Genomic DNA, 13,134 nt, shown 5'->3' with positions numbered 1-13,134 from the left:
AGTTTTTATGTTTACATGCCGGCTGGTGGGCGCGGCAGGTCACGGCCCTGCGTGCCCCAGCCGGCCGTATCAGGCTGCGGTGCAAGCTTGAACGACAGGGTGCCAGCTCCCTGCAGTTGTTCCCAATCCAGCCACACGCGCGACAGCGGCCGGCCGCCCCACTGCACCGACTGCACGAAGCGGCGCTCGCCCGGCCTGGCCTGCGGCGCTTCAATGCGCAGGGTGCGGCCTTGCGGCAGGTCGATCTCGGCGCGCGCAAAGCGCGGCGCGTGCAGCAGGAAACGGCCGCTGCCCGGCACATCCGGATACAGGCCCAGGGCACTGAACAGGTACCAGGCCGACATCGTGCCCAGGTCGTCGTTGCCGGTGACGCCGCCGGGACCGTTACCGAACAGGGTTTCCGCCGCGCGCAGCACGGTGGTGGTTTTCCACGGCTGCCCCATCAGAGTGTACATCCATGGCGCGTGCAGGTCCGGTTCGTTATTCGGGTTGTAGCGGAACTGGCTGTAGTAGCTGTAGGCGCCCACCACCCACGACTTGCGCACGGCCGCCGGATCGGCCAGCACGGCGTCGTAATCGAAGAACTGGTCGAGGCGCTGCAAGGCCTTGGCGCGTCCGCCCATAGCCTCTGCCAGGCCCGGAACGTCCTGCGGCACCAGCCATTGGTACTGCCAGGCGGTGCCCTCGTGGAAGCCGCGCTCGGCGCGCGGGTCATAGCTGCCGTTCAAGTCGGTGAACCAGCTGCCATCCAGCGTGCGCGGACGCGGGAAGCCGCGCTGCCCGGTTGGTGCGTCGACAACCGACGGATCCCAAATCTTGCGCCAGTTGAGGGCGCGCTGTTCGAGCAGCTTTGCATCCTTGCGTTGGCCAAGCGCCCTGGCCATGATCGCGAGCGAGCTGTCGGCCAGCGCATATTCCAGCGTCGCCGACGCTCCGTGGTGCGGGTCGATGTCCATGCCCTTGGCGACAAAGCCACGGTCATACTGGACAAAGCCCTGGCTCAGGTAGTTCGGATTGCCTGCGCGGCCCTCGGCGCGGATGCGCGACGGCGGCACGCCAAAGGCGTTTTCGCGCAGCGCGGCGTACGCTTCGCGCTCACGTCCTTGCAACGCTCCAAAGCGCCACAGGTCGACCAGGAACGGCGTGACCGGGTCGCCAGTCATCACATTGCTGTCGAAGTTGGCGTAGCCCCAGCGCGGCAGCCAGCCGCCCTGCTCGCGGATCTTCAGCACGGAATTGGCGATGTCGCGCGAGCGCTGCGGACGCAGCAAGGCAAGCAACTGGTTCTGCGCGCGGTAAGTGTCCCACAGAGAGAAGAACTCGTAATAGGTCCAGTCCCTGGCGCTATGCAGCGCATCGTCATAGCCGCGATAACGGCCATCGGCATCGCTGCCCGTCAGCGGCTGCAGCAGCGCATGATACAGGGCGGTGTAGAACACGGTGCGGTCATCGTTGCTGCCGCCTTCGATGCGGACCGTGCCCAGTTCCTTCTGCCACGCCGCCTGCGCCTGCGCCCGCATTGCGTCGAACGTGAGCGGCTTGCCGCCGGCCATGCCTTCCGCCTTCAAGTTGATGCGTGCGCCTTCCGCGTCAACGTGGGAAATGGCGCTGACCGCCGTCACGGCCTGGCCGTTCCTGAGGTCGAATGTCAGCCACACGCCATGCGGACGGCTGTCCCCTTGCTGGCTTGGTCCCTTCACGCCTGGCCAGCCGCCGCGGTCATCCCAGATGCCGTTGGCCACGAAGGGCTGGTCGAACACGATGCGGAACCAGGTGGTGTACTGGGCGCCGCCGCAGAAACTCCTGGTGACGATCTTGCCTTCGACACTGCGCTCGTCCAGTACGCGCACTTCGCTGCCGACCACGGAATGGCGCTCGTTGGCCTGGCCCAGGTTGAGCAGCACGTGGCCGCTGGCGGTCCCGGGGGCAAAGGTATAACGTTCCGCGGCTGCGCGGGTCAGCGCTGTGGCCTCGGCGGTAATGCCGCCATAGCTGGTGAGCTGCACCTTGTAGAAGCCTGCCTGGCCAACTTCGCCTTCGTGGCTGTAGTTGGCTGCATAGCGCTTGTAATTGAAGCTTTCCGCCTTTTTGGTGTCGAAATCGCCGCCGGGGCCGATGCTGCCGGTGACCGGCAGCACCGAAAGCTGGCCGCCCTGCTCCCAGCAGCCGGCGCCGGACAGGAAGGAATGGCCAAAGCCGCGGATGCGCGCATCGCTATAGTGCCAGCCGGCGTAATGTTCGCCGGTCGGGCTGACCTGGATCATGCCGAAGGGTGCGGAGGCGCCGGGGAAGGTATTGCCTTCGTCCTGGGTGCCGATGAAGGTGTTGACCGGCATGTCGGCCGGCGCTGCAGCCAGCGGCAGGGCGCATGCCGCCAGCAGGACGGAGCGAATGGCAAAGCGGATTGCTTTCATTACGGTGCCTCTCCTTCAAGCAATTCGAACAGCTGCTGCATGGCTGCGGGCGGCGGCGGGGTTGCACCGGACTGCAGGCAGGCAGCGGAACCCGCCGCCAGCGCCGCATGCAGGTGTGACTGCAGCGAACGGCCCGGATGGCGTGCGAGGCTGTGCAGCAGGCCGGCCACGCTGGCATCGCCCGCGCCGACCGTGTCGACCACCGAGACCGCCGGCGCGCGCGCGTCGGCACGCTGCTCGCCATGGAACAGGCTTGCGCCCTGGCCGCCGCGGGTCAGCAAGCAGCACGCGGAAGGCGCGGCGGCGCGCAGCTGCTGCAGGGCCGAATCCAGCGGCACGCCGGGGAACAAGCCGCGCAGGTCGTCGTCGGAAACCTTGATCACGTCGGCAAGTTCGGCCATGCTGCGCAGGGTTGGCGCGTAGCGGTCATCCATCAGGTTGCGGTAGTTCGGGTCATAGCTGATGGCCACGCCCTGCTCTTTCAGCTTCTCGGCCAGCGCGACCAGGTTCGACGCCAGCGGCTCGCGCGCCAGGCTGATGCCGCCGAAATGCGCCCAGCGCAAATCGCGCGACCAGTATTCAGGCAGTGCCTCCGGATCGAAATGCAGGTCGGCGCTATCGTCGCCAATGAAGAAGTAGCTCGGCGGCTCGCCCTGCTCCACGATCGCCAGCAGCGGCGAGCGTTCAACGCGCTGCAGCAGGCGCAGGTCCAGGCCTACGGCCTCGCTGGCGCTCCACAAGGCGTCGCCGAAACGATCGCGGCTGATTGCGCCGGCAAAGGCGGTGCGCTCGCCCAGCACGGCCAGCGCGCGCGCCACGTTCCACACCGAGCCGCCAACGCGGCTGACCCAGCGCTCGTCGCCCTGGTAAATCATGTCGGTCAGCGCCTCGCCAGCGCACAGCATCACTGGCGCGTCATGCATGATCGCCCGCCCCCAGCGCCGCCACGATGTCATAGCAGGCACCCATGGTGTGGTAATCGACCTTGCCGGCCGGGCTCTTTTCGTCGCTCAGCTTGCGGTTGTCGCCGGACAGGATGCGGTACCAGGCGCCATGCTCGTGATCGACGAAGTGGGTCCAGCTATAGGCCCACAGGCGCTGGTACCAGTCCCAGTACCCGTCGTTGCCGGTGCGCTTGGCCAGCATAGCGGCAGCCGCCGTGCTTTCGGCCTGCACCCAGAAATACTTGTGCGGATCGCACACGGTCAGGTCAGGCGCCAGCGAGTAAGCCAGGCCGCCATGCACGGCATCCCATCCCTTGTCCACAGCGGTCTGGAACAGGCGTTCCGCGGTCGGCAGCAGCCAGCCCAGGTCCTTGCCCAGCACACTGCCGCGCGCTTCCAGCTGCAGCAGCAGCTTGGCCCACTCGGTGAAGTGGCCCGGCTGGTAGCCCCACGGGCGGAACAGGTTTTCCGGATCGTCGATATTGAAGCGCCAGTCCGGCTGCCAGTTCGCGTCGTAGTGCTCCCAGATCAGGCCGCCGCAACGGGCAGCCTGGCGCTGGGTGATGTTGCAGGCCACGGTGTAGGCCCGTTCCAGGTAGCGCAGCTCCCCGGTGGCCTGGTGCGCCGCCAGCAGTGCTTCGCAGGCATGCATGTTCGCGTTCTGGCCGCGATAGCTCGAAAGCTCGCTCCAGTCGCGGCTCGCTTCGTCGGCGTACAGGCCGTCTTGCTGGTTCCAGAAACGCTTTTCCATCAGCTCGAAGGTTTCGCCGATCCAGCCGCGCGCCTCTTCCAGGCCGGCCATGGTGGCATGCGAATAAGCCAGGAGCACGAAGGCCTGGCCATAGGCGTGCTGGGTGCCGTCCTCCACGTCACGGCCATCGAGCATCCAGGCGTAGCCGCTGCCCGTCGGGTCGCGGTGCACCTCGCGCAGGAAGCGCAACGCATGGCGTGCGCCCTCCAGGTAGGCCGGATCGCGGAAATGGCGATAAGCCATGGAATAGGTGAACACGAAGCGCGTGCTGCTGACCAGGTGGCGGTGCGCGGCGTCGTAGACGGTGCCATCATCCTTGAAGTAGTGATACAGGCCGCCGGCAGGGTCGAGCGCACGCGGGTGGTAAAAGCGCATGGTGTGGCGCGCGTGATCGAGCAGGACGTCCGGGTTGCGGAAATTCGGGAGTTTGTTCATGTTTGGCCTGGTGGGTACGCTAGTCGTCGCAACTGCTTTCGCGCACGATCAATTCGACTGGCATGGTTATCTGAAAGGGGTTTTCGTCTGGTTTCTGGAGCAGTAATTCGATGCCCGCCCGCCCCAGGTCCTCCTTGTCGACGTGGACAGTGCTGAGCGGAGGAATGGCAGCGGCAGCGCTGCTGATATCGTCGAAGCCGACAATGGCAATGTCATGCGGGATCTTCATGCCCTCGTTCAGGCAATGCTTCATGGCGACCAATGCGGTGCTGTCGTTGTAGCAGAACAGGGCATCGGGCCGCTTGGGAAGACTGAGCAGGCTGCGCATGGCTTCCACCACCGCCTCGTCGCCCTCCCCCATGGTAGGGACGATGACTTCCAGCTCCGGGTCGGCAAACACCTTGGCATCGAACAGCGCCTGGCGGAAGCCGCGGTTGCGCTGCTGGATGCTGTAGTGGGCCAGCGAGCCGGACATCATTGCGATGCGCTTGCGGCCGCAGCGCAGCAGGTGCTGGGTGGCGAGGTAGCCGCCGCGCACATTGTCCGGGTTGACCGAAGTGAAGCCGCGGCGGTGCATGTCCACCAGCACGATAGGCTTGCCGGACTGCTGCAGGGCAGCCAGCACTTCCGGTTCGAAGAATCCTGCGCACAGGATGGCGTCTGGCTGGTGCACGCGGATCAGGCCCTGCACCGGTTCGGCCGGCCCTACTGCGATGAAGGACAGGGCGATACCCTCGCGCCGGCACGCCGCTTCCGCGCCATGCAGGACCGGCGAATAGAACTGGCTCGATGCCAGCGTGTTGTGCTGGCTGTGCAGGAGGAAGGCGATACGGCGGATGCGCCCTTTCTTGAGCTGTCCAAAGTCGTAGCCCATTTTCTCCGCGGCCTGGCGCACCTGGTTGCGGGTGACTTCGGTCATGCCGGCCTGGTTCTTCAGCGCGCGCGAGACCGTGCCGATCGACAGCCCGGTAGCTTCGGCGATGTCGCGCAAAGTGACCTGGCTCACGGCTGCACCCCTGGGCAAGGAATCAAGTGCATGAAGAGTCTCCAATGTTCAGTTTATTAAACGCCTATTCTGGCGCTTTCAAGCGTCGAGCGGAAATGCCTTTTCTCGCTCCCGGTATAGGTAAGTTTTATATCAGCCGCCTTTTGCAGGCGTCAACAAAAGCAGCCGGAAGCAATCATCTTTAGCCAGTTTTAGTAAACACGCAGCTCATCGGCCAATGAGCGCAGTCGCAGCGCCGTGCGCAGCGTCGCCAGGCTGGCACTGGAAGCAATGTGCAGGTCCACGGCTTCCCCGGGCAGCAGCGTCATCGCGTTGTCGGCAATCCCTGCATCGGTGTCGCCGAAGTCGATCCACACTGCGCGGGCCAACTTCGTCGCGCGCAGTGCGAGCCTGGCGCCGCCGCCGTCCCGGCGCAATTCCGAGCGCAGGCCGGGATCGGGCCAGCGCATGTCCTTGGCAGCCATGAAGTACACCACGCGGCGCGAGGCCGGTTCGCCCTCCGACTGCAAATCGAAGACCGCGACCGTCGACGCCGGATCAGCATTTCCAAGCAACTCGGCGTCGCTATAGTTGGCCAACTGCGACGCCGACAGCGGTGCGAGTTCCACCGGTTTGCGCTCGTCACGCAGCAGCTTGCCGTCCAGCGTCATCAGGCGCAGCCGCAGCTCGCCCCGCACATGGTGCGTACGGTCGTTGAGCAGGCTGACCCTCGTTCTGCCTTCAGCGTTCCGCAGGGCTGCCACGGCCACAGGCGCGTAGAAACGGCGCGCATGGAAATGCAACGCCTTCCAGCGTCCGAACCAGTCCACGCTCGACCACGAGGCTCCTGGCCAGACGTCATTGAGTTGCCAGTACAGCGATCCCATTGTGTATGGCCGGCTGGCGCGATGGTGCAACGCTGCAAGCTCGATGCCTTCCGCCTGCGCCACCTGGCTTAAATAGACAAAACTGGAAAAGTCCTTCGGGTCGCCGAACTCGAAATTCACGTACTTCATCAGGCGTTCATTGCCCTTCCCTGCCATGAATTTCTGGTGCGCCTCGATGAGCGGCGTGGCGATGCCTTGCTGGCCACGGCTGGCGAAAGCCTCGATCGTGCGCTGTACCGGCCACGCCTGCAAACCGTACTCGGACATGAAGCGCGGCGTGATCTCCAGATACTTCGACGGCGGATACGCCGGATTGCCCCACACTTCCCAGTAATGCATGTCGCCGCTGGCCGGCGTATTGGCAACTTCGGCCAGGTCGTCGCTGGGCGAGCTGGCCCAATAGGAAATCCCGCCCCCCTCTTCCGCCACGACCTTGCGCAGGTCGGTTCCGAAAAGCTGCACATAGCCATTCCACACCTTGCCGGCGAACTCCGGATCGGCTTCCGTCATTGCCTTGCCCGGCCCCCAGTACTTCCAGGCGATTTCTTCCTCGTTATTGCCGCACCACAGGACAAGGCTCGGATGGTTGCGCAGGCGCCGAACATTGTCGCGCGCTTCCGCGATCACATTGGCGCGGAAGGCGTCGTCGTAGGCCGGCTGCATGCCTCCGCCGAACATGAAGTCCTGCCATACCAGCAGGCCAAGTTCGTCGGCGAGATCGAAGAAATCGTCGCTTTCATAATAGCCGCCGCCCCAACTGCGCAGGAAGTTCATATTGGCGTCGCGCGCCGATTGCAGCACGCGGCGCAATTGCGCCTTGCCCACGCGCGGCTGGAACATGTCGAACGGGATGCTGTTCGCACCTTTGGCGAATACCGGAATGCCGTTGACCTCGAAATAGAAACTCCTGCCCTTGTCGTCCGCTTCACGGCGCAGCGCGACGCTGCGCAAACCGGTGCGGGCGCGGGCCCTGGCCGCAACCGCCTTGCCGTCGCCGATTTCCAGCTCGAAGCGGTACAGCGGCTGCGCCCCATATCCATTGGGGAACCAGCGTTGCGGGCGGTCGATGCGCACGGGAAGTTCGATGCGGTTGTCGCCAGCGCGCAGCTCGACGCGTCGCAGTGCCGCCAGCGAGCGCTTGCCGTCCGGCGCGACCTGCCACAGGCGCAAGTCGAAGGCGCCATCGCGCACCGCTTCGGCCAGCACGACCGCGGCAATGTCGGCGCGCGCCTGGTCGACGCGGTCCTGCCTCAGTTGCAGGTTATCGATGCGCACGGCGTCCCAACTTTCCAGCACAACCGGTTGCCAGATGCCGGCGCTGACGTAGCGCGGCCCCCAATCCCATCCATAGTGATAACCCGGCTTGCGGGCGAAATTGGCTGTCATCGCGTCCGCCGATTCGTCGCCATAGGGCGAGGGATAGTTTCCGGCCAGCTTGCGCGGCATGGCCCGCACGGCCGGCAGCAGGCGGCTGATCGGCGAACGCAAGACGACGCGCAATTCGTTGCCCTTCGCGCGCAGCTTGTCCTGCACCGGAATGCGCCAGGTGCGGAAGGCATTGTCCGCCTCGAACAACTTCTCTCCATTCAGCCAAACCTCGGCGAAGGTATCCAGGCCTTCGAATACCAGGTCGCTGCGTTTTGCCCTGCGCGGTGCCTCGAAACGGGTGCGGTATTCCCAGTCCGCCAGGCCGATCCATTGCAAGCCGGCTTCCGGCGCGCCAACGTAGGGATCGGGGATCAGCTTGTTCGCAAGCAGGTCGGTATGCACGGTACCTGGCACTTTCGCCGCATGCCATGGCAAGGCTTCGGGATGCGCAGCCAGCTGCGCGTTGCCGGGCATGAGGCGGAAGGCCCAACCGCCATCGATTACGCTGCGCCCTGGCGTGGCAGCCGTCGCCACAACGGCGACCACGGCAAGGCAAAGGCCCAGCATCAGGGCCGCCAGGGAACGCCAGTACAGGTGGGTGCTCATGGCGCGGCCGCCTTCCAGTGGCGCTCAATCCAATCCTGGTGGACCGGCATCGCGTCGACCGCATTGGCCAGCATCGCCCGCATGCTTTCGACCACGTCAACCAGCTTTTCTTCGGGCATGTCGTCGACGATCGGATGATAGCCTTGCGGCATGATGCGCTGCCCCAGCATCACCTGCACCCAGCTTGGCAAGGCGAAGAAATCCTCGCCGTTGCGGAAATAGCGGCCATCGCAGCGGAACAAGTCGACCGTCTCGCGCAGGCTGTCAGGGACGGGCATGGTGCGGCAGTAGTCCCAGAACGGCGAGTCGTTGCGTTCGGTGGCGTTGTAGTGCAGGATCAGGAAATCGCGCACCCGTTCATATTCGAACGCCGATTCGCGGTTGAAGCGCTCCGCCAGCAAGGGGTTGAAGTCGCGCTTGGGGAAAAGCCCCAGCAGGCGGGTAATGCCCGATTGCGCCAGGTAGATGCTGGTGGATTCGAGCGGTTCGAGGAAACCGCTGGCCAGCCCCAGCGCCACCACATTCCTGTTCCAGAATTTCTGGCGCATGCCGGTAGTGAAGCGCAGCGCACGCGGCTCGGCCAGCGCCTTGCCGTCCAGGTTCGCCAGCAGGGTCGCAGCCGCTTCGTCATCGCTGATATGCCGGCTCGAATATACATAGCCATTGCCGGTGCGGTGCTGCAGCGGGATGCGCCACTGCCAGCCTGCCGTGCGGGCGGTGGAACGCGTGTACGGTGCGATCGGCGCCACGCCTTCGCAAGGCACGGCCATGGCGCGGTCGCATGGCAGCCAGTGCGACCAGTCCACATAGCCGGTTTTCAGCGTCTGCTCGATCAGCAGCGCGCGGAAGCCGGAACAATCGATGAACAATTCTCCATCGACTACCTGGCCGCTTTCCAGCGTCACCGATTCGATAAAGCCGTCGTCGGCGCGCTGCTTGACGCCAACGATCTTGCCTTCGATGCGCTGCACTCCGCGCTGCTCGCCCAGCTCGCGCAGGAAGCGCGCATACAGGCTGGCGTCGAAATGGTAGGCATAGGCGATGTCGGCCAGCGGCGAGCCCTGGGCTGCACGGCGATCGCCGGGCGCGAACTTGCCTTGCGGCGCCATCACGGTTTGCGGCGAGTATTCTCCAATGGGCGCGGCGCGCCCGGACTGGAACAGTTTCAGCCAGAACTGGTGGAAAGGCAGCGGCCCGACCGAGCGGCCTATGGTGCCGAAGCCATGGATATAGCTGTCGCCGATGCGGCTCCAGTCCTTGAATTCAATACCGAGCTTGATCGTGCCCTGGGTGCGCTTCATGAACTCTGCTTCATCGATGCCGAGCATCTGGCCATTGAACAGGCGGATATGCGGCACGCTCGCCTCGCCTACGCCGACGATGCCGATTTCCTCGGACTCGACCAGGCGCACCGAGGCTCCCTTGCCGAGGTAGGTGGCCAGGGCTGCCGCGGCCAGCCAGCCTGCGCTCCCTCCGCCGGCGATGGTGATCTTGCTGATTCGGTTGTGCTGGTTCATGGCAGGCCCAAAACAGGAAAAAACCTCCCCAGCCGCACGGCATGGGGAGGAAAGAGGGAAGCATCAGAACTTGTAGTTCAAGCCAAAGTAGGCAATACGGCCGGCATAACCGTTGGAGTAGAAGCGGTCCTTGGTGTCGTTACCCAGGTGGGAACGCGTCTCTTCCCTGGTCAGGTTCAGCACCGAGGCGGTCAGGCTCAACTCCCTGGTGATGTTGTAGGCCACGTTCAGGTCGACCTGGTAGTACGGCTCTTCATACACGTTCAAGCCGTTGACCAGGCCATCGACCACTTCGCCGCGACGGTTGTACGACGCACGCGCCAGGAACTTGTCGGTCTCGTAGAACACGGTCAGGTTCACCTGGTTCCTGGCGCTGCCGACCAGCGGCGACTTGCCGATCCTGGTGCCATCTTCCATCGTGATGTCGGCCTGGTTGGTCTTGTTGTAGGTGTAGTTGAACTGGAAGCCCAGGCCCATGTCCAGCGTATGCTGGGCGTACAGCTCAACGCCTTTCGACACGCCGTCGCGGCCGCCGGCGCTGGTCGAGTAGCGCTGCACGGTCACGTTCTGGCCGCCCACGTTCAGGGTCACGTCGCGCACCACCGGCACCGCAAAGTTGCTGACGTTCTTGCGGAACAAGTCGATGCCGAGCACCGAGCCGCGATGGAAATACCACTCCAGGCCCAAGTCGACCTGCTTGGCCTTGTAGGGCTCGAGCTGCTTGTTGCTGCCTTCGCCGAACCAGCCTTGCTGGTCGCCGCCGCCGATCAGGCGGCGGTCGTTGACGTACTCCTGGCTGTAATAGCGCAGGGCGCCTGGCGAAGCGATGTCGTTGTAGCTTGGACGCGAGATCACCTTGGAGGCGGCGGCACGCAGCAGCAGGTTCGAGGTCAGGTCATAGGCCAGGTTAAAGCTTGGCAGCACGTCGTTGTAGGTACGGTCGAGCGAGCTGACCACGAACGACGAATCACGGGCGATGCTGTCCGGCAGGCGGGTAAAGCCGCTGGTGCAGCCGGAACCGGCAGGCGCGCCGGCAGCCGGCAAGCCGCCGGCCTGGCAAGGTGCCGGGCTGCCATTGGCGCCGTTGAAGAAGTAGTCTTTGTAGCTTTCCACCTGGTCGGTCGAATCGGCGTGCTGCCGGGTACGCACCAGGCGCACGCCGACGTTGCCGCGCAGGCGATCGGCCTTCACATTGGCCTGCAGATATGCCGAAGAGATCTTTTCGTCCACGTTGTAGACGAAGTTGTCTTCGTTACGCGTCTGCATCTGGCCATAGTTCTGGTTCAGGAAAGAGATATAGGCCGGGTAGTCAATCGCCGGGAATGCGCTGGCATTGATGCCGCCTGCCAGGTTGCCCAGGGACTGGCCGTACAGGAACTGCGGCTGGAACTTGTTCGCGCTCGAATCGCAGCCTGCCTGGTAGCGCATGTCGTAATCCTTTGGATCCGCGCCCTTGCAAACCCAGTAGTTGTTTCCGGTGGCGCGATGGGTGCCGCCCTTGCGATACTTGGCGCCGAACTGCAGCGAATCCAGCCAGTTGCTGTCGGCATGCCAGGTCATGTCGGCCTGGGCGTACTTCTGCTGGGTGCTGTTCTTCGTCCACGAGGATGAGGTGGAACCGAGGTCGATTTCGCCGATGCCCTTGGCCAGGTTGGCCATCAGCTCCGGCGAGAACACCATGGCCGGCGTGCCGACTGTGTTCCAGGAGCTGGCGTAGTTGCCGAGGGTCCAGCTGCCGTCCGCATTCTGGACACGCGGCTTGATCGGCATCGTCATCTGCATTTGCGGGCCACCGTTGGCCCAGGTACGGCCGAACTTGAAAATGCCGTCCATCGACTTGCCGCGCCATTCGGCTTCGAAGTCGGCGGTCTGCGACAGCGACTTCTCGTGGTTGTAGCTGCCGGTGATTTGCGGCGTCGGAATGGTGCAATCGTCCGGGCCCCAGCCGCCAGGCTGCTGGCCGGCCGCCGCCGCTTGCGCCTCGCTGCAATAATAGGCTTTGCCGGGGTGGACGCTGTACTGCGCACCGGTCACCAGGGTGCCGCTGCGGTCGAAAGTCAGGCCATCCAGCATGCGGCCGCCCGGCCAGTTGCCGTCGCCGCTGTAGCGGGCCAAATTCCACTCAGGCACCTTCAGGATATTGGTCTGCGAATTCTGCTTCAGGTCGAAACGGAAGTAATTGGCAGTCAGGGTCAGGTTGCGGACCGGCTTGAACTGCAGCGTCATCTGGCCGCCCTTGCGTTCACGCTCCTCGTTCTTCACGCTCAGGTTGACCGAAGTCGGCATCATGAAGTTGGCGTAGTACTTGCCGCCCTGGTCGTAGAAGCCCGACTGGCCCCACCAGTAAGAGCTCAGGTCCGAAGGCTTGCCATTGACGTCGGTGGCAGGGTGGGCGTCGTAATCGTCGCCATACCATTGCCAGTTCTCAGTACTGGCGCCCATGGTGCGGGTGGTGCGCTTCTGGCTGGTCAGGCCGACCAGGATGCCGAAGCGGTTGTCCTCGTCGTGCCAGGCGTACTGGCCGGAGAACTGGCCGTCGGTCTTCCTGGTGGTGTCGGCCCAGGTGCCCTCGGCGGAAACGAAGCCGGAACCGGACTTTACTTCCAGCGGACGGCGGGTATGCAAGATCACGGTACCGCCAACTCCGCCTTCATCGATGCGCGCTTCCGGGGTCTTGAACAGTTCCGCGCTGGACAGCATATTCGATGGCAGCAGCGTGTAATTGAACGAGCGCGATGGATCGCCATTCGATTCTGCGGTGGCGATATAGTTGCCATTCAATTGGGTCAGGGTCAGTTCCGACGACAGGCCGCGCACGCTGACGTTCTTGCCCTCGCCGCCGCTGCGGGTCACCACCACGCCCGGCACGCGCTGCAGCGCGTCGGCCACGTTCTTGTCCGGGAACTTGCCGATATCTTCGGCGGTGATCACTTCAACGATCGAATTGGCGTCTCGCTTCTGGTCAAGGCTCTTCTCGATCGCATAGCGGTAACCGGTAACGACCACGGTATTCGGGTCGGCCTTTTGCTCGGACGCCTGCCCGGTGGACGCGGTCTGCGCCTGGGCGCTTGCAAGGGAAAGCAGTGCCACGCTCACCGCCATGGCGATGGGCGTCGCGCGGCAGCCGCGCTGCCGTGATGCGAGATGGGTTCTGAACGTCATGCGGGTCTCCTGGTTATGCCCTCTTGCGGGCTTTATATCGCGGTAGCAAGCCTCGGATCCTCGAT

The 13,134-nt window shown here is 64.3% G+C and carries 7 protein-coding genes; all 7 read right to left on the bottom strand.

What is annotated here, in order from left to right; all coding sequences use genetic code 11:
• Positions 1 to 11 precede the first annotated feature (11 nt).
• Positions 12 to 2,414: a GH92 family glycosyl hydrolase gene (locus ACN9M3_RS08105; protein WP_426321688.1), complete on the bottom strand. Its 2,403-nt coding sequence runs from the start codon at positions 2,412 to 2,414 to the stop codon at positions 12 to 14.
• The gene (locus ACN9M3_RS08100) at positions 2,414 to 3,337 is read right to left on the bottom strand and encodes a carbohydrate kinase family protein (RefSeq protein ID WP_426321686.1); all 924 of its coding nucleotides are present in this window, start codon (positions 3,335 to 3,337) and stop codon (positions 2,414 to 2,416) included. The genes ACN9M3_RS08105 and ACN9M3_RS08100 overlap by 1 nt, the downstream gene beginning before the upstream one ends.
• Positions 3,330 to 4,544: an AGE family epimerase/isomerase gene (locus ACN9M3_RS08095; RefSeq protein ID WP_426169617.1), complete on the bottom strand. Its 1,215-nt coding sequence runs from the start codon at positions 4,542 to 4,544 to the stop codon at positions 3,330 to 3,332. Before ACN9M3_RS08095 ends, ACN9M3_RS08100 begins: the two co-directional genes overlap by 8 nt.
• A 19-nt stretch (positions 4,545 to 4,563) precedes the next feature.
• Entirely contained in the window at positions 4,564 to 5,550 is a 987-nt protein-coding gene (locus tag ACN9M3_RS08090) for a LacI family DNA-binding transcriptional regulator (RefSeq protein ID WP_426321685.1), read from the bottom strand.
• 191 nt (positions 5,551 to 5,741) lie between these two features.
• Entirely contained in the window at positions 5,742 to 8,390 is a 2,649-nt protein-coding gene (locus ACN9M3_RS08085) for a beta-mannosidase (protein ID WP_426321684.1), read from the bottom strand.
• The gene (locus ACN9M3_RS08080) at positions 8,387 to 9,907 is read right to left on the bottom strand and encodes a tryptophan halogenase family protein (RefSeq protein WP_426321682.1); all 1,521 of its coding nucleotides are present in this window, start codon (positions 9,905 to 9,907) and stop codon (positions 8,387 to 8,389) included. The genes ACN9M3_RS08085 and ACN9M3_RS08080 overlap by 4 nt, the downstream gene beginning before the upstream one ends.
• Positions 9,908 to 9,970: 63 nt before the next feature.
• Positions 9,971 to 13,069 (bottom strand): TonB-dependent receptor, encoded by a 3,099-nt coding sequence (locus tag ACN9M3_RS08075; protein WP_426321680.1) that lies wholly within the window; start codon positions 13,067 to 13,069, stop codon positions 9,971 to 9,973.
• Between the last annotated feature and the right edge of the window lie 65 nt (positions 13,070 to 13,134).

Origin of the sequence: Pseudoduganella sp. R-43 (assembly GCF_049913255.1) — a bacterium.
Taxonomy (GTDB): Bacteria; Pseudomonadota; Gammaproteobacteria; order Burkholderiales; family Burkholderiaceae_D; genus Rugamonas.
This window is presented reverse-complemented; position numbering and strand designations above follow the sequence as displayed.